The sequence below is a fragment of the Mycobacterium sp. IDUB_28 genome, from assembly GCF_055419285.1.
On the sequence record NZ_JBVAXK010000007.1, the window covers coordinates 122016 to 137748 of the forward strand.

The 15733-nt window shown below is 67.7% G+C and carries 17 protein-coding genes and 1 riboswitch; of the genes, 9 read left to right on the plus strand and 8 right to left on the minus strand.

Annotated elements, in window-relative coordinates; translation table 11 throughout:
• Positions 1-31 precede the first annotated feature (31 nt).
• Together ACZYZ9_RS16325 and ACZYZ9_RS16330 are read right to left on the minus strand one after the other, a co-directional pair.
• Positions 32-670, minus strand: coding sequence for a class I SAM-dependent methyltransferase (locus tag ACZYZ9_RS16325; RefSeq protein ID WP_463827310.1), 639 nt, complete (start codon positions 668-670; stop codon positions 32-34).
• On the minus strand, positions 634-1500 hold the full coding sequence (locus tag ACZYZ9_RS16330; protein ID WP_463827501.1) for an LLM class F420-dependent oxidoreductase: 867 nt from the start codon (positions 1498-1500) through the stop codon (positions 634-636). Before ACZYZ9_RS16330 ends, ACZYZ9_RS16325 begins: the two co-directional genes overlap by 37 nt.
• A gap of 133 nt (positions 1501-1633) precedes the next feature.
• Between ACZYZ9_RS16330 and ACZYZ9_RS16335 the strand changes: the two genes are divergently transcribed.
• From ACZYZ9_RS16335 to ACZYZ9_RS16345, 3 genes are all read left to right on the plus strand, one after another.
• The gene (locus ACZYZ9_RS16335) at positions 1634-2617 is read left to right on the plus strand and encodes an LLM class F420-dependent oxidoreductase (protein WP_463827311.1); all 984 of its coding nucleotides are present in this window, start codon (positions 1634-1636) and stop codon (positions 2615-2617) included.
• A gap of 127 nt (positions 2618-2744) precedes the next feature.
• Positions 2745-3176 carry a Zn-ribbon domain-containing OB-fold protein gene (locus ACZYZ9_RS16340; protein ID WP_463827312.1) on the plus strand — a complete coding sequence of 144 codons (432 nt, stop codon included), beginning with the start codon at positions 2745-2747 and terminating at the stop codon, positions 3174-3176.
• Positions 3169-4314 carry a thiolase family protein gene (locus tag ACZYZ9_RS16345; RefSeq protein ID WP_463827313.1) on the plus strand — a complete coding sequence of 382 codons (1146 nt, stop codon included), beginning with the start codon at positions 3169-3171 and terminating at the stop codon, positions 4312-4314. The genes ACZYZ9_RS16340 and ACZYZ9_RS16345 overlap by 8 nt, the downstream gene beginning before the upstream one ends.
• Positions 4315-4383: 69 nt before the next feature.
• On the opposite strand, the gene ACZYZ9_RS16350 is transcribed toward ACZYZ9_RS16345, so the two are convergent.
• Positions 4384-6033 carry a DNA repair helicase XPB gene (locus ACZYZ9_RS16350; RefSeq protein ID WP_463827314.1) on the minus strand — a complete coding sequence of 550 codons (1650 nt, stop codon included), beginning with the start codon at positions 6031-6033 and terminating at the stop codon, positions 4384-4386.
• A 77-nt stretch (positions 6034-6110) separates the two neighbouring features.
• Complete coding sequence (locus ACZYZ9_RS16355) at positions 6111-8369, minus strand: helicase-associated domain-containing protein (RefSeq protein ID WP_463827315.1); 2259 nt, start codon at positions 8367-8369, stop codon at positions 6111-6113.
• Positions 8370-8432: 63 nt separating this feature from the next.
• On the opposite strand from ACZYZ9_RS16355, the gene ACZYZ9_RS16360 reads away from it, so the two are divergent.
• The 4 genes from ACZYZ9_RS16360 to ACZYZ9_RS16375 are packed head-to-tail and all read left to right on the plus strand — an operon-like array spanning position 8433 to position 10052.
• Entirely contained in the window at positions 8433-8627 is a 195-nt protein-coding gene (locus tag ACZYZ9_RS16360) for a hypothetical protein (RefSeq protein WP_463827316.1), read from the plus strand.
• Between the two features lie 8 nt (positions 8628-8635).
• Positions 8636-9154 carry a cyclic pyranopterin monophosphate synthase MoaC gene (gene moaC / locus ACZYZ9_RS16365; RefSeq protein ID WP_463827317.1) on the plus strand — a complete coding sequence of 173 codons (519 nt, stop codon included), beginning with the start codon at positions 8636-8638 and terminating at the stop codon, positions 9152-9154.
• A complete protein-coding gene (locus tag ACZYZ9_RS16370; RefSeq protein ID WP_463827318.1) occupies positions 9151-9630 on the plus strand; it encodes a MogA/MoaB family molybdenum cofactor biosynthesis protein in 480 nt (159 codons plus the stop codon). Before moaC ends, ACZYZ9_RS16370 begins: the two co-directional genes overlap by 4 nt.
• Positions 9627-10052, plus strand: coding sequence for a molybdenum cofactor biosynthesis protein MoaE (locus ACZYZ9_RS16375; RefSeq protein ID WP_463827319.1), 426 nt, complete (start codon positions 9627-9629; stop codon positions 10050-10052). The genes ACZYZ9_RS16370 and ACZYZ9_RS16375 overlap by 4 nt, the downstream gene beginning before the upstream one ends.
• Positions 10053-10058: 6 nt before the next feature.
• Here the strand turns inward: ACZYZ9_RS16375 and ACZYZ9_RS16380 are convergent, their stop codons facing one another.
• From ACZYZ9_RS16380 to ACZYZ9_RS16395, 4 genes are all read right to left on the minus strand, one after another.
• Positions 10059-10931: a transglycosylase family protein gene (locus ACZYZ9_RS16380; protein ID WP_463827320.1), complete on the minus strand. Its 873-nt coding sequence runs from the start codon at positions 10929-10931 to the stop codon at positions 10059-10061.
• A 9-nt stretch (positions 10932-10940) separates the two neighbouring features.
• Positions 10941-11127, minus strand: a riboswitch (cyclic di-AMP (ydaO/yuaA leader).
• A gap of 238 nt (positions 11128-11365) precedes the next feature.
• The gene (locus ACZYZ9_RS16385) at positions 11366-11644 is read right to left on the minus strand and encodes a MoaD/ThiS family protein (RefSeq protein ID WP_463827321.1); all 279 of its coding nucleotides are present in this window, start codon (positions 11642-11644) and stop codon (positions 11366-11368) included.
• A complete protein-coding gene (gene moaA / locus ACZYZ9_RS16390; RefSeq protein ID WP_463827322.1) occupies positions 11637-12707 on the minus strand; it encodes a GTP 3',8-cyclase MoaA in 1071 nt (356 codons plus the stop codon). The genes ACZYZ9_RS16385 and moaA overlap by 8 nt, the downstream gene beginning before the upstream one ends.
• Entirely contained in the window at positions 12704-13099 is a 396-nt protein-coding gene (locus ACZYZ9_RS16395) for a YccF domain-containing protein (RefSeq protein ID WP_463827323.1), read from the minus strand. The genes moaA and ACZYZ9_RS16395 overlap by 4 nt, the downstream gene beginning before the upstream one ends.
• Before the next feature lie 180 nt (positions 13100-13279).
• Between ACZYZ9_RS16395 and ACZYZ9_RS16400 the strand changes: the two genes are divergently transcribed.
• Both ACZYZ9_RS16400 and ACZYZ9_RS16405 read left to right on the plus strand, forming a co-directional pair.
• Entirely contained in the window at positions 13280-13702 is a 423-nt protein-coding gene (locus tag ACZYZ9_RS16400) for a cold-shock protein (protein ID WP_463827324.1), read from the plus strand.
• A gap of 78 nt (positions 13703-13780) precedes the next feature.
• Complete coding sequence (locus tag ACZYZ9_RS16405; RefSeq protein ID WP_463827325.1) at positions 13781-15727, plus strand: acyl-CoA dehydrogenase family protein; 1947 nt, start codon at positions 13781-13783, stop codon at positions 15725-15727.
• The last annotated feature ends 6 nt before the right edge of the window (positions 15728-15733 follow it).

The window sequence follows — 15733 nt, forward strand, 5'->3', positions numbered from 1 at the left end:
CGTTGTTTCGGGGGCTCTTGCGTCGTCGCGGCTAAGCGGCGCGCTGCAGAACGTAGTAGCGGCCCGGGTTCTTGCCGTTGTGGTCCAGCGACGGCTCGTCGCCCGAGTCCACCAGCGTCCAGGCCGGGGTGAATCGCCGCTGGATCTCGGGCAGGTCGATGCCGCGCACCCCGGGTGAACCACCGGGGATCATCGCCATGATGAGCAGGCGCCCGTCGGTCGCCGCAACGCGCGTGACCTCACGAACGTAGGCGTCGCGGTCGTCGTCGTTCATGCCGTGCAGGCACCCGTTGTCGACGATCAACGAGAAATCCCGGCCCACGTTCGCCGAACTGAGCCGGGTGACGTCAGCAATCCGGAACTCGACGCTTTCGGTGCGGACCTTGGCCCGTGCCTTCTGCAGCGCCCGGGCGACGTAGTCCACTCCGGTCACCCGCCAGCCGTGCTCAGCCAGATAGCTACAGTTGTCGCCGGTGCCGCAGCCGATGTCGAGTGCCGCACCGGGCGCAATTGCACTGTCTTCGACCAACTCTCGTAGCTTGACCCCGATCGGGTGGCCGTCCCACGGAACGAAACCCAGCCGGTAGAGCGTACGGTACTGCAGACGTTTGAGCCGATGGCCGAGTGCCACAGCTACGTAGCGGCAACAGCCGCGGCCAGGCGGCGCCATTGCTCGCGGGGGAATGCCCGCGGGTCGGCGGTGAGTATCTGGACGCAGACGTGGTCGGCGCCGGCCGACTGATGTTCGGCGACTCGGCGCAGGATTGCTTCTTCGTCGCCCCACACGATGAGTGCATCGAAGAGGCGATCGCTGATCTGCGTGACATCGTCTTCGGAGAACCCGCTGCGCAGCATGTTGTTGGCGTAGTTCGGCATCGCCAAATAGCCACGCAGCCAATCGGTTCCAATCCTGCGCGCCTCGTCCGCATCGTCGGTCAGGATCGCGGACTGCTCGGGCAGCAGCCACGGGCCCTGCCCCAGCGTCGCACGGGCCGAAGCGGTGTGCTCGGGGGTGACGAGGTAGGGGTGGGCGCCGCGGGCGCGGGTCGCCGACAGCTCCAGCATCCTGGGGCCGAGCGCGGCCAGCACCCGCCCGTCGACGGGCACCGGCGGCGACGCCGCATCCAGACCGTCCAGGAACGATGCCGTCGCTGCGAGCGGTTTGCGGTACCGGCCGGGGTTTCCCGCGTCGATCAGCGGCGCGTGGCTGACTCCGATCCCGAGCAGGAAACGGTCGGGATGCTTGCTGCTCAACGCGGCGTAGGACTCGGCGACGTCGGCGGGGGAGTGCATCCACAGATTGAGGATGCCGGTGGCTATCACCGTCCGCGCGGTCGCCGCCAGCAGACGAGCGACCGCGTCGAGCACCGGTCCGCCGACGTCGGGAATCCACAATGCGGTGAACCCGAGCTCGTCCAATTCCGCTGCAGCGTCGGCGGCTTCGGATTCGTCACCGTAGCGCAGTTGACTGCTCCATACTCCTACCCCGGCCAGGTCCATTCCGCTCATTCCTCTCGTCCGCGTCCTGGCTTCCATGTTGCCAAACGGGCCATCCGGGTGGTGCGGGGCATCGAAAGGTCGCACCCGACGCGCTGGGTGTCGAGCCCTGTGGTGCCGGGGTTAGAGTCCGGTTATGCGCTTCGGTCTCTTCATCCCGCAAGGCTGGCGGATGGACCTCGTCGGCATCGAACCGGAGCGGCACTGGGCGGTGATGCGTGATCTGGCCACCTACGCCGACGGTGGTGCCTGGGACTCGCTGTGGGTGTACGACCACTTCCACACCGTCCCGTTGCCGACCGACGAGGCCACCCACGAGGCCTGGTCGCTGATTGCGGCTTATGCCGCGGTCACTTCGCGGATCAAGCTGGGTCAGATGTGCACCGCGATGAGTTACCGCAATCCCGTCTACCTGGCGAAGGTGGCGGCCACCACCGACATCATCTCCGGTGGACGCGTCCAGATGGGTATCGGCGGTGGCTGGTACGAACACGAATGGCGCGCTTACGGTTACGGTTTTCCGTCGGCGGGGGTGCGGTTGGCCAGGCTGGACGAGGGCGTGCAGATCATGCGGGATGCCTGGCGGGACGGAAAAGTCAGCTTCGACGGCAGGCACTATCAGGTCGACGGTGCGATCGTTGCCCCGAAGCCGTTGCAGGACAATGGTATTCCGCTGTGGATCGCCGGCGGTGGTGAGAAGAAGACGCTGCGGATCGCCGCGCAGTACGCGCAGTACACCAATTTCACCCCGGAACTGGAAGCCTTTGCGCACAAATCGGAGGTGCTGGCCGAGCACTGCCGGAACCTGGGTACCGATTTCGACGCCATCGTCCGCTCGGCCAACTTCACCGCGGTGCTCGGCTCGTCCGAGTCCGAGGTCAACGAGCGGCAGCAGCGGATTCGCGACCGGCTGGCCGCGTATGTGCCGGACGCTCTGGCGGATTCGATGTCCTCCGGGATTCCGGACTCGGCCACCGGCACGCCGGAACAGGTCATTGAGCGATTGACGAGGGTTCGCGACCTGGGATGCGAATACGCCATCTGCTACTTCCCCGAGGCGGCCTACGACCGGTCCGGCATCGAGCTGTTCGAACGGGAAGTCATCCCCGCGCTGAGCTGATCGCCGCTGTGGGGGAACGGTGGCTCCGCAACCTTTTCAATTGCGAGAACCAGATTTCCATTTTCGCGGAACGCTGTTGTACGGTCTGGGTTAGTCGCGTTTTTTTCGTGTCCACGGAGGACTGACGATGCAGAAGGCATTGGCCCCTGAAATCTCGACCTGGCCCGACGAGAACCCCCAGCTGATCGGCAGTCGCTGCGGAGATTGTGGTGCCACCACCTTCCCCGTCCAGGAACGCTGCCCCCGCTGCAGTCTCGGACAGATGAACGAGGTGTTGTTGCCGCGCCGCGGCAGCCTGATCGCCTGGACCACCCAGGGCTTCCCGCCCGGCGCGCCGTATGCCGGCCCGACCGGCAAGGAATTCGTGCCGTTCGGGGTGGGTCTGGTGCAACTCGGTGACGTGATCCGCGTCGAAGGACGGCTGACCGAGAACGATCCGGCCAAGCTGCAGTTCGGCCAACAGGTCGAGCTGACGTTTGTGCCGTTGACCACCGACGACGACGGCGACGAGGTTCTCACCTTCGCGTTCGAGCCGGTGTCGGGAGGCCGCAATGACTAACGACGTCGCGATCATCGGCGTGGGTCTGCACCCGTTCGGCAGGTTCGACAAGACCGCGATGCAGATGGGTGCCGAGGCCATTCAGTCAGCGCTGTCCGACGCCGGTGTGAGCTGGAAAGACATCCAGTTCGGGTTCGGCGGCAGCCACGAGGTGTCCAATCCCGACGCGGTGACCCGACTGGTCGGGCTGACCGGCATCACGTTCACCAACGTGTTCAACGCGTGCGCGACCGCCGCCAGCGCCATTCAGCAGACCGCCGACACCATCCGGCTGGGCAAGTACGACATCGGCATCGCCATCGGCCTGGACAAGCATCCGCGCGGTGCTTTCACCGACGACCCCGCCAAGCTGGCGCTACCCCAGTGGTACGCGCAGAACGGGCAGTTCGTCACGACCAAGTTCTTCGGGATGAAGGCCAACAAGTATCTGCACGACCACAACATCTCTCAGGCCACCCTGGCCAAGGTGGCCAACAAGAACTTCCGCAACGGGGCGCTGAACCCGAACGCGTTCCGTCGCAAGCCGATCTCGGAGGAGGAGATCCTTAACTCCGCGGTCCTGAACTATCCCCTCACGCAATACATGTTCTGTGCGCCCGACGAGGGCGCCGCCGCGGTGGTGATGTGCCGCGCCGACATCGCGCACAAGTACACGGACAAACCGGTATATGTGCGCGCCTGCGAGATTCGCACCCGCACGTACGGCGCCTATGAGGTGCATGCCACCTTCGCGCCGCTCGACGAGGACGTCTCGCCGACGGTGTACGCGTCCCGAGCGGCCTACGAGGCTGCCGGGATCGGGCCGGAGGACGTCGATGTGGCCCAACTGCAGGACACCGACGCCGGCAACGAAGTCATCCATATGGCCGAGACGGGTCTGTGCGCGGACGGCGAGCAGGAGAAGTTGCTGGCCGACGGCGCTACCGAGATCCACGGGTCGATGCCGGTCAACACCGACGGCGGGCTGATCGCCAACGGCGAGCCGATCGGAGCCTCGGGGCTGCGCCAAATGCACGAACTGGTTCGGCAGCTGCGCGGCGAGGCCGGCGAACGGCAGGTGCCAGGGAATCCGCGGGTGGGGCTGGCGCAGGTGTACGGGGCACCGGGAACCGCGTCGGCGACGATCCTGTCGCTCTAGTTACTGCGAACAGACACAGAATCGCGTCCAGCACACGCGATGCATGCGAGTCTGCGTCTGCTCGCGGAGTCAGATGGCCGGGCCGAGCAGGTCGTCGGCGTCGCGGATGATGTAGCCGTAGCCCTGTTCGGCCAGGAAACGCTGCCGGTGTGCGGCGTACTCGGCGTCCAGACTGTCGCGCGCCACCACCGAATAGAAGACGGCCCCACCGCCGCCGGACTTGGGTCGCAGCAGCCGGCCCAGCCGCTGGGCCTCTTCCTGGCGCGACCCGAACGTCCCCGAAACCTGAACGGCCACTGAGGCTTCGGGCAGGTCGATGGAGAAGTTCGCGACCTTGGAGACCACCAGCGTGGCGATCTCACCGGTGCGGAACTTGTCGAACAATTCCTCGCGTTCGCGTGTTTTCGTCGATCCCTGGATCACCGGGGCGTCCAGCTCCGCACCGAGTTCGTCGAGCTGGTCGAGGTAGGCGCCGATCACCAGGGTCTGCTCACCGGGGTGATTCTTCAGAATCGACTTGACCACAGCGATCTTGGTGTGCACCGTCGAGCACAGCTTGTAACGTTCCTCGGGTTCGGCGGTGGCGTACATCATCCGTTCGTTGTCGGTCATCGTGACCCGCACTTCCACGCATTCCGCCGGCGCGATCCAGCCCTGGGCCTCGATGTCCTTCCACGGCGCGTCGTAGCGTTTCGGGCCGATCAGCGAGAACACATCCCCCTCGCGGCCGTCCTCGCGAATCAGCGTGGCGGTCAGGCCCAGCCGGCGCCGGGACTGCAGATCGGCGGTCATCCGGAACACCGGCGCCGGCAGCAGGTGCACTTCGTCGTAGATGATCAGGCCCCAGTCACGGCTGTCGAAGAGCTCCAGATGCCGGTATTCGCCTTTGCTGCGGCGGGTGACCATCTGATACGTGGAGATGGTGACGGGCCGAATTTCCTTGCGCTCGCCGGAGTATTCGCCGATCTCCTCCTCGGTGAGCGAGGTGCGTGCGACCAGCTCACGCTTCCACTGCCGGGCCGCGACGATGTTGGTGACCAGGATCAGCGTGGTGGCCTGGGCTTTGGCCATGGCCGCGGCGCCGACCAATGTCTTGCCGGCGCCGCACGGCAACACCACCACGCCGGACCCGCCCGCCCAGAACGAATCGGTGGCCAGCTGCTGATAATCGCGCAACTCCCACCCGTGCGGCTCCAGGCTGATCGGATGCGCCTCGCCGTCCACGTAACCGGCGAAATCTTCGGCGGGCCAACCGATTTTGAGCAGCATCTGCTTGACCCGGCCACGCTCGCTGGGATGCACTATCACGGTGTCGTCATCAATGCGCGCACCCAGCATCGGGGCGATCTTCTTGTTGCGCAGCACCTCCTCGAGCACCGCACGATCCAGGCTCACCAGGGTCAGGCCGTGTGCGGGGTGTTTGACCAGTTGCAACCGGCCGTAACGGGCCATGGTGTCGACGATGTCGACCAACAGGGGCTGTGGCACCGCGTAACGGGAGAAGCTGACCAGCGCGTCGACCACCTGTTCGGCATCGTGGCCGGCGGCGCGCGCGTTCCACAGCGCCAGCGGGGTGACGCGATAGGTGTGCACGTGCTCGGGAGCGCGTTCCAGCTCGGCGAAGGGCGCGATGGCGGCGCGCGCGGCCCCGGCCAGCTCGTGGTCCACTTCGAGTAGCACCGTCTTGTCGGACTGGACGATCAGGGGTCCGTCAGTCATTTAGCGCCACTCCTCCTTCACTCCGTGCTGCATCGTCGTCGGCGCGCATCAGTCCATTATCGTCGGCGCACCGACAGCTATCGTTCATCGGACGACAGCACCGAGGTGATGCGGTGGATGGCGAAGTCGCGCAGCCGTCCGGACGCGGAATCGAACGCCACCAGTTGCCCACCCTTGACCACGATCGGCGCCACCACCCGTTGGGTGGCGACCCCCGCCGCGTCGAGGTAGCCGATCAGTACCTTCTCCTGGTCCTGGGCGGCTCGTTGCAGCAGTGACATCGCGACGGCAGGGTCGACGCGCAGGTTGCCGAACGGCGCGGCTGTCACCGTGCGCAGCACCGCAACGATCGCGTGCAGGGTGTCGCCGCTGGGCCGGGGGGGCGGCCGGTACGGTCGGCGCTGCTGCGGGCTGGGCACCCGGGCACCGCGGGCACGCACATCGACGATGGCACCGGTGGAGTCCTCGGCTGCCGGGGCAAACCCTGCCGCACGCAGCGCAGCCAGCACGTCGGCGATCGAAGCTGATGACACCGCGACCGTCGGCGCCAGCGCCCGCAGCTGCAGGTCTTCGGCGGCCGGCGCGGCGATGGCCTGAGCCAGCAGCGCGGGATCTTCGCAGCGCACGAATGACGCCGCCATGCCGATGCGAAGTTGCCCGTGCCGGCGCGCGACGTCATCGATGAGATACGTGAGCCCTTGCGGCACCGTCGTTTTCGAATGCCGGGCGAAAAAGGAGTGCATCCAGTCGCGGGTCTTGCCGATATCCAAGGCATGCCGGATGGACTGCTCGCTGACCCGGTAAACCATTGCCGCACCGGCGGATTCGACGGTGGCGACCGTAGCGAGCTCGTCCGCCAGGTCGCGCTCCAACGGACCCGGCACCACGACCGTCAGGTCTGCCTGAACCAGGAAGTGGTCGATTGGTTTGGGCAGCGCGCGTGACATCGCACCGAGCACCGCACCCGGGTCGTCGTCCTGCTCCAGCAGGATCCGGCCGGGCGTGCTGATGGCACCGCGACCCACCAGGCCCAGCGCGTGACCCTCGGAGAGCAGATCGGCGACCGGTCCCGGTTGCAGCCGGCGGGCCCAGCGCGGCCGGCGCCAGATCAACGCGGCCGACCCGGTCTTCGCGTCGACCCCGGCGCCGGGCGGCAACTCGGCAAGCATGTCCAGCAGCAGCCGTCGATCCAGTGGGGCAGCCGTCGAGAACAGCGAGTCAGACAGGGCGCCATAGGTTTTGCCGTCCGGGCCGCGATTTCCGATCAGCGCCGGTCGGGCCGGCAGGTGCAGCCAGGTGTCGGCCAGCAGGAACCACCGGTCGGCGGCACTGAGCGTGCCGTACCGGTCGGCCGCGGTGGTGGGTGCCCAATAGGGTGCCTCGCCGTAGGCCGGTTCGGGGTCGGGGGTGCCGTTGCCGATCAGCCCGGCCGCCGCCGACAGCTCGAGTATCAAACCCAGGCGCGGCTCCTCGATCCCGGTGGTCTTGGCCAGTCGTTTGATGTCGCGAATCCCCAGCCCCCCGCTGCGCAGCTCGGCGACCGGAGCGGCGCTGAGGTTTTCCAGCAAGACATCCACGTGACGCAGCAGGTCGATGACGGCCCCGGCGGCCGCGGCGTCGGCCGCGGCGGGATCGACGGTCGAGACCACCGGGTCGGGCGCGGCCAGCTGGGTCGGGCCGGGGTTCTCCCCGCGCAACACCTGACCCACGTGCCGGGGCAGGATCACGGTCTCGGCATCGACGCGGCGCAATAGACCCACGGCGAGCAGCTGCGGCACCGGCCGGTCCAGCGCAGCGCCGGGCGCCGCATCGCGGGTGCGCCCCATCGGGGACCCGTCGAGCAACCTGTCCAGGACGTCGCGCTGCGGCGCGTCGAGCCCGTCGATCAGGGCGGCGATCTGATCCCCGGAAAGGGAGCGGTCCTCCAGGGTGACCTGACCCGGTAGCCACGGCAACGCGGAGGCGGCGTCGGCGGCCACCCGCACCGCCGTGTCACCCCACGCCAGGGCGCGCTGCCGCAGGTCGTCCAGGGCCGTCAGCACCTCGTCCCGGGGGGCGCCGTCCCCGATCAGAGCCGTCAATTCGGCGACCGGCACCGGTTCGATGTCGGCGTGCAGCACCAGCAGCGCGTCGAGCACCGCGAGCCGCAGAAAGTCCAGGTCGTCGGTGGCGGCCTTGACCGACTGGCGCGCCTGGGCGCGGGCGGCCAGCGCGGCGATGCTGCCGGGCGGGGGCTGGGCAAGGTCGGGGCGCAACGCCAACAGCAGGATCAACCGCTCGTCGGGTAGGTCGGCCAGCCAGGACCCCAGCGGGATATCCGGGGTGTGTTCGGTCATCGAAGATCAAGCCTAGGCCCGACCTGCGGGCTACCGTCGCGGACTGCTTACGGACCTGTCAGAATGGAGCGCGTGGCTGATGCACGCAAGGCAAAGTACGTGGACAACGGCTGGCCCACTACGGACCCGGATGACCACGCGGTGAGCGAACTCGTGACCGACCGCACCGGCGCACTCTCGCCTTTCGGCGAAGTGGTGTTCCCGGTGCCTGCCGACGAGTTGCCCTACGTCCACCCGGTGACAGTCGCCACCTGGTAATCGCCACCATGACCGGGGCCGGGGCCGCACCGAGGGCCGCTGCACGGGCCGCCGAGGTGCCCGCCCTGTCGCATCTGGACGAGCGGGGCGCCGCGCACATGGTCGACGTCACCGAGAAGGGGGCCACGCGACGCACTGCCGTCGCCGCCGGTGTCCTGCGCACCTCCGCGGACGTGGTGGGGTTGGTCTCCCGCGGCGGGCTGCCCAAGGGTGACGCGCTGGCGACCGCGCGGGTGGCCGGCATCCTGGCCGCCAAACGCACCAGCGACCTGATCCCGTTGTGCCATCAGCTGGCGCTCACCGGTGTCGATGTCGACTTCACTGTCGGCGAGTCCGAGATCGAGATCCATGCGACGGTGCGCAGCACCGACCGAACGGGGGTGGAGATGGAGGCGTTGACCGCCGTCAGTGTGGCGGCGCTGACCCTGTACGACATGATCAAGGCGGTCGACCCGGCCGCGCGCATCGACGCTATCCGGGTGCTCAGCAAAGAGGGCGGCCGTAGCGGAAGTTGGGTGAGGCAGTGAATCGATCCGCGCGCGTGGTCGTCGCATCCACCCGGGCAGCCTCCGGTTCCTATGCCGACGAGTGTGGGCCGATTATCTCTGAATGGCTTGAGCAGCAGGGTTTTTCGCCTGCTGAGGTGCGAGTGGTCGCCGATGGAAATCCGGTGGGCGAGGCGCTCAACGATGCGCTCGACGACGAGGTCGACGTCATCATCACATCCGGCGGCACCGGGATCTCGCCTACCGACAGCACGCCCGAGCAAACGGTCGCGGTGCTGGACTTCATCATCCCCGGGTTGGCCGACGCGATCCGGCAGGCCGGCTTGCCGAAGGTGCCGACGTCGGTGCTCTCGCGCGGCGTGTGCGGGGTGGCCGGCAAGACGCTGATCGTCAACCTGCCCGGCTCACCGGGCGGGGTACGAGACGGCCTCGGGGTGCTGGCCGGGGTGCTCGACCACGCGCTGGCGCAACTCGCCGGCGAAGATCACCAACGATGACGTTGGTCGTACGCGCTGTAGTGACCGACCAGTCGATCTGTCTCGCCGAGCACGAGGCGTTGGTGAGCCATCAGTCGGCCGGTGCCGTCGTCGGGTTCGTCGGGATGATCCGCGACCACGACAACGGACGCCGAGTGGTGCGCCTGGAATACTCCGCGCACCCGTCGGCTTCGCAGGTCTTTGCTGACGTGGTGGCAGAGGTGGCCGGGCAGGCCGCCGGGGTACGGGCCGTCGCAGCCAGTCACCGCATCGGCGCATTGCACATCGGTGAGGCCGCTCTGGTGGCCGCCGTAGCGGCCGACCACCGTCAAGCGGCCTTTGCTACCTGTGGTCAGCTGGTAGACGCCATCAAGGCGCGGCTACCAGTGTGGAAGCACCAGTTCTTCGACGACGGTTCCGAAGAATGGGTGGGTTCGGCCTGAGCCCGGTCAGCTGACCGGGCCCGCCGCGAGCGCGTCGAGCGCGTCGTTGCCGGCGATGTCGTGGCCGACAATCGACTGCCACAGCTGCTGGGTGTAGCCCACCGTGGACACCTGGTGGACCCCCGCGGGGGTGCCGGCGTCGACCGGAGGCGCCGCCTCACCGGGCTGGAAGCCGGCGTCGATGGTCGGCGGAGCCGGGGGCAGGTCCGCCGGCGCGGGAGGCAGGTCGGCGGGAGCCGGCGGCAGGTCGCCCGGGGCGGGAGCCAGGTCGGCGGGAGCCGGGGGCAGGTCGGCCGGTGCCGGGGGCAGGTCGGCCGGTGCCGGGGGCAGGTCGGCGGGAGCCGGAGCAAGCTCGGCCGGAGCCGGCGCGAGCTCGTTTCCGACGAGCTGGGCCGGGGCCTCCTCGACCGGAGCCGGCAGCTCTGCTGGTGGGGGAAGTTCGGTATTCGGCGCGGGTGCCTCGGCGGGCTGGTCCCACGGGAAACCGGCCGGCTGGGGCACGACATTGCGTGGCGACGGTCCGGACAACGCGGTGCCACACACCGGCCAGGCGCCCCGGCCCTGCGTCGCCAACACGCGCTCGGCGACGGCGATCTGCTGGTCCTTGCTGGCCATTTGGGCGGACGGCGCGAACTCGCCGCCACCGTGCGACGACCAGGTGCCGGCGGCGAACTGCACGCCACCGTAGAAGCCGTTGCCGGTGTTGATCGCCCAGTTGCCGCCGGATTCGCAGCGGGCTACCTGGTCCCACTCGGCGTCAGTGGCCGCAGCCGCCTGGCCGGCCATGGCGATGGCACCGCCACCGAGGACCGTGCCGGTGAAGGCGATCTTGGCGACGCTCACGCTCGAGTTAGTGGGCTTACGATGCCGTCCACTCATACGCTCAGAAATTCCTCTCGTATACACGCCTGCGAGGTCAGCTGTCGGGTTCGGGTGGAAGAGGTCACCCGGCCGTCGTCGTTCACCGTTGATACGACGTCGGCTTCACCCCAAGGAGCCGCGATTGGCCCCGGTCCGAAACTCGGCGGACCTGGTGGGTCCCCCGCCTCCATCCGCGGGTCGGAATCCCTCACCTAACGGATGGAGCTGGGCGCGATCTAGGTGAGGGAGGGTTCGTCGCTCGGGTTGGGTGACGAACCACCCGGAACGGTAGCGGTTCGCGGCGTTCCCGTCACGTTAAGGAAATGTCGGCGTTTTGGTCACACGCGGGCCGCAAAACGCCAGGAACGGTTCGCGTTTGTGCAGGTCAGAGCGGCCGAAATCGGAGCGTGGCCGGGCCGTTATCGTTCCGTTACGTGATGTATTTCACAGTTTCAACCGCCGGCGAAGGGCGGAAGTACGTCAACCGTGTCGCCGGTGGATAACGCCGTGGCCTCATCTCGGACGGCAATTCCGTCCCGCAGATAAGAGCATCGGCTCAATATTGTCGCCAGGTGGGTACCCCGATCGGCGAGCAGCTCAACCAAGCCGGCCACCGTCGCTCCGGCCGGCAACGCGACGGTCTCGGACTCCGCGCCGGAAGCTGCCCGGGCGGCGGCGAAGTAGCGGACCGTGACCTGAATGTCGGCACGATCAGGCGCGGTGTCAGCCACCGATGGCGCTCATCGGCCGTGCTGGCTGAGTGAAGCCCGGGTCGTTGATGCCGTGGCCGGCGGGTTTGGTCCACATCGCGGCGCGCCAAGCGGCCTCGACGGCGTGGTCGTCGGCACCCCCGCGCAGCAGTGCACGCAGATCGGTTTCCGTGGTGGAGAACAGGCAGCTGCGGATCTGGCCGTCGGCGGTCAGCCGGGTGCGGTCACACGTGGCGCAGAAGGCCTGCGACACCGACGCGATGATCCCGAATTTTCCGGCCGGCGTATCGGAGCCGGAGTCGACGAGCCAGAGTTGAGCCGGCGCCGAACCGCGGGGCGACGGGTCGGGTTCCAGGCGGAAGTGCGGCCGCAGCGCCGCCAGCACGTCATCGGCGCTGAGCGCGGCGTGCCGACGCCACTGATGGCCCGCGTCCAGCGGCATCTGCTCGATGACTCGCAGCTGGTACCCGCGCTCCAGGCAATACCGCACCAGATCCACGACGTCGCGCGCGCCGGTCTCGGGGTCGAGCACGGCGTTCACCTTGATCGGGTCGAGCCCGGCGCGCCGTGCGGCGGACAGGCCGGCCAGCACGTCCTTGAGGCGATCCCGCCGGGTGATCGCGGCGAAGTGCGCGGGATCCACACTGTCCAGGGACACGTTGACGCGGTCCAGCCCGGCGTCGGCCAGCGCGTCGACCCGCCGCGCGAGACCGACGCCATTGGTCGTCAGAGATATCTCCGGGCGCGGCGTGAGCCCGGCAGCCGCGGCGACAACCTCTTCGAGGTGGCGCGCCAGCAGCGGCTCGCCCCCGGTGAACCGCACCCCGGTGACGCCCAGGCGGGTGACCGCGATGCGCATCAGCCTGGCCAGTTCGTCGGGACGCAACAGCGTCTCGCCCGGCAGCCAGTTGAGACCTGCGGCCGGCATGCAGTAGGTGCATCGCAGATTGCAGCGATCGGTGAGCGAGATCCGCAGATCGGTGGCGGCGCGGCCATAGGTGTCGAGTAGCGGGCCGGTGCGCGGTGCCTGGCCTTGTTTGCTGGCGCCGGGGACCGTCGGCACTCCCAGGGTGGTCAGCGTCATGCCGGCATGCGCGCGGGCCGGTCGACGGGGACGATCTCCTTGCCCAACGGAACCAGCGAGACCGGGATCAGCTTCAGGTTTGCCAGCGCCAGCGGGATCCCGACGATGGTGGCCGCCATCGCGATGGCGGTGGTCAGGTGGCCGAGCGCCAGCCACAGCCCGAACAGCAGCACCCAGATGACATTGCCGACCACGGAGCCGGCCCCGGCCCCCGGCTTCTCCACGATGGTCCGGCCGAACGGCCACAGCGCATAGGACGCGATGCGCAGCGCAGCAAAACCGAACGGGATGGTGACGATCAGCAGGAAACAGACCAACGCGGCCAGCAGGTATCCCAGTGCGAGCACGAGCCCACCGAAAACCAGCCAGATGACATTCAGGATCAGGCGCATATCTCCTCCAGCGGTATCGCCAGCCTACCGAGTGCCGGGTAAACCGGATGCTGAGCGGATGATCAGCCGAGTAGGATCTGTGATCGTCAGCGCGTCCTGCGCATGCGGGACGCGTCTTTATGTTGTGTAGCCAATGATCCATCAGACAAGCAGGATCCATCAGACAAGCAGGTGAGTGCAGTGCCGACCGGCAAAGTGAAGTGGTACGACTCCGAGAAGGGGTTCGGCTTCCTGTCGCAGGAGGACGGCGAGGACGTCTACGTCCGCTCGTCGGCGTTGCCCGCGGGTGTCGAGGGGCTCAAAGCGGGCCAGAAGGTGGAGTTCGGCATCGCTTCGGGGCGGCGCGGTCCGCAGGCGCTCAGTCTGAAGCTGCTCGATCCGCCGCCCAGCCTGTCCAGGACGCGCCGGGAAGCCTCGCGCCGGGATGCGCCGGCCGAGCACAAGCACAGCCCCGACGAGTTGCACGGCATGGTCGAGGACATGATCACGCTGCTGGAAAGCACCGTGCAACCGGAACTGCGTAAAGGCCGCTACCCGGACCGCAAGACGGCACGTCAGATCTCCGAGGTGGTCAAGGCGGTGGCGCGCGAGTTCGAGGCCTAGGGGGCTCTCGACCCGGCGTAGCCACGCCCGAAGCGGGTATCCACCTCTCGTCGTGATGGCGTCAACGAGGAGGCGGCGATGGCACAGCAAGCGCAGGTCAGCGAAGAACAAGCCCGGGCTGTCGCCGAAGAATCCCGCGAAAGCGGATGGGAAAAGCCGTCTTTCGCCAAGGAGCTGTTCCTGGGCCGGTTTCCGCTGGAGCTCATCCACCCTTTCCCCAAGCCGGCGGAGGCGGACGAGGCGCGCGCCGAGGAGTTCCTGGCGAAGCTACGCGGATTCCTGGTCGACGTGGACGGCAGCGTCATCGAGCGAGACGCCCGGATTCCCGACGAATACATCACCGGCCTAGCCGAATTGGGCTGCTTCGGGATGAAGATTCCGACGGAGTACGGCGGTCTGGGTATGTCCCAAGTGGCGTACAACCGCGCGCTGATGCTGGTCACCACCGTGCACCCCAGCCTCGGCGCGTTGCTGTCCGCACACCAGTCGATCGGGGTGCCCGAGCCACTCAAGCTCGCCGGCTCCGCGGAGCAGAAACAGAAGTTCCTGCCGAGGTGTGCCGCGGGCGCCATCTCGGCCTTCCTGCTCACCGAGCCCGACGTCGGGTCCGATCCGGCACGGTTGGGTGCCACGGCAACACCGGTCGACGACGGCGCGGCCTACGAACTCGAAGGCGTGAAGCTGTGGACCACCAACGGGGTGATCGCCGAGCTGCTGGTGGTGATGGCCCGCGTGCCCAAGTGCGAGGGGCACCGCGGCGGCATCAGTGCCTTCGTGGTGGAGGCGGATTCGCCCGGAATCACCGTGGAGCGGCGCAACCAGTTCATGGGGCTGCGCGGCATCGAGAACGGCCTGACCCGGATGCACCGCGTGCGAGTACCCGCGGAGAACTTGATCGGCCGGGAAGGCGACGGTCTGCGGATCGCGCTGACCACCCTCAACGTCGGGCGCCTGGCGCTGCCCGCGATGGTGACCGGCTCGGCGAAATGGTCGTTGAAGATCGCGCGGGAATGGTCGCGCGAGCGGGTGCAGTGGGGCAAGCCGATCGGCAAACACGAAGCAGTCGCCCGTCAGATCTCGTTCATGGCCGCGACCGTGTACGCCCTCGATGCAGTGGTCGAGTTGTCGGGTCAGATGGCAGACGAAGACCGCAACGACATCCGGATCGAAGCCGCGCTGGCCAAGCTGTGGTGCAGTGAGATGGCGTGCGTCATCGCCGACGATCTGATGCAGATCCGGGGCGGCCGGGGTTACGAGACGGCCGAGTCGCTGGCCGCGCGCGGGGAGCGGGCCGCGCCGGTGGAGCAGTCGTTGCGGGATCTGCGGATCAACCGCATCTTCGAGGGATCCAGCGAGATCATGCGGCTGCTCATCGCGCGGGAAGCCGTCGACGCGCACCTCAGTGCTGCCGGTGATCTCGCCAAGGCCGATTCCGACCTGCGACAGAAGGCGGCGGCCGCGGTCGGGGCGAGCGGCTTCTACGCAAAGTGGTTGCCCAAACTGGTCTTTGGCGAGGGACAACGACCGACCGCCTACCACGAATTCGGTCAGCTGGCCGCTCACCTACGCTTCGTCGAACGGTCCAGCCGCAAGCTGGCCCGCAACACCTTCTACGGGATGGCGCGCTGGCAGGCGAAACTGGAGCAGAAGCAAGGATTCCTGGGCCGGATCGTGGACATCGGCGCGGAGCTTTTCGCGATGGCTGCGGTGTGCGTGCGAGCCGAAGCCCAGCGCGGGTCCGACCCGGCACTCGGGAAGCAAGCTCATGAACTTGCCGAAATATTCTGTCAGCAAGCAACTTTGCGGGTGGAGGCACTGTTCGACGCACTGTGGACCAACACCGACAGCAGCGACGTGCGGGTGACCAACGATGTGTTGGACGGGCGTTACACCTGGCTGGAGAACGGCATTCTGGACCAGTCCGAAGGCACCGGCCCGTGGATTGCGCCCTGGGAGCCAGGCCCGTCCAGTGCCGAGAATCTGGCTCGCAAAGTCGTGCCCCACCCGACCGAAGCAAAGGTCTAGGGTGCG

Coding starts and splice junctions, on each gene's coding strand:
- ACZYZ9_RS16325 (WP_463827310.1), bottom strand. CDS start 670: ATGGCGCCGCCTGGCCGCGGCTGTTGCCGCTACGTAGCTGTGGCACTC.
- ACZYZ9_RS16330 (WP_463827501.1), bottom strand. CDS start 1,500: ATGGACCTGGCCGGGGTAGGAGTATGGAGCAGTCAACTGCGCTACGGT.
- ACZYZ9_RS16335 (WP_463827311.1), top strand. CDS start 1,634: ATGCGCTTCGGTCTCTTCATCCCGCAAGGCTGGCGGATGGACCTCGTC.
- ACZYZ9_RS16340 (WP_463827312.1), top strand. CDS start 2,745: ATGCAGAAGGCATTGGCCCCTGAAATCTCGACCTGGCCCGACGAGAAC.
- ACZYZ9_RS16345 (WP_463827313.1), top strand. CDS start 3,169: ATGACTAACGACGTCGCGATCATCGGCGTGGGTCTGCACCCGTTCGGC.
- ACZYZ9_RS16350 (WP_463827314.1), bottom strand. CDS start 6,033: ATGACTGACGGACCCCTGATCGTCCAGTCCGACAAGACGGTGCTACTC.
- ACZYZ9_RS16355 (WP_463827315.1), bottom strand. CDS start 8,369: ATGACCGAACACACCCCGGATATCCCGCTGGGGTCCTGGCTGGCCGAC.
- ACZYZ9_RS16360 (WP_463827316.1), top strand. CDS start 8,433: ATGGAGCGCGTGGCTGATGCACGCAAGGCAAAGTACGTGGACAACGGC.
- moaC (WP_463827317.1), top strand. CDS start 8,636: ATGACCGGGGCCGGGGCCGCACCGAGGGCCGCTGCACGGGCCGCCGAG.
- ACZYZ9_RS16375 (WP_463827319.1), top strand. CDS start 9,627: ATGACGTTGGTCGTACGCGCTGTAGTGACCGACCAGTCGATCTGTCTC.
- ACZYZ9_RS16380 (WP_463827320.1), bottom strand. CDS start 10,931: ATGAGTGGACGGCATCGTAAGCCCACTAACTCGAGCGTGAGCGTCGCC.
- moaA (WP_463827322.1), bottom strand. CDS start 12,707: ATGACGCTGACCACCCTGGGAGTGCCGACGGTCCCCGGCGCCAGCAAA.
- ACZYZ9_RS16395 (WP_463827323.1), bottom strand. CDS start 13,099: ATGCGCCTGATCCTGAATGTCATCTGGCTGGTTTTCGGTGGGCTCGTG.
- ACZYZ9_RS16405 (WP_463827325.1), top strand. CDS start 13,781: ATGGCACAGCAAGCGCAGGTCAGCGAAGAACAAGCCCGGGCTGTCGCC.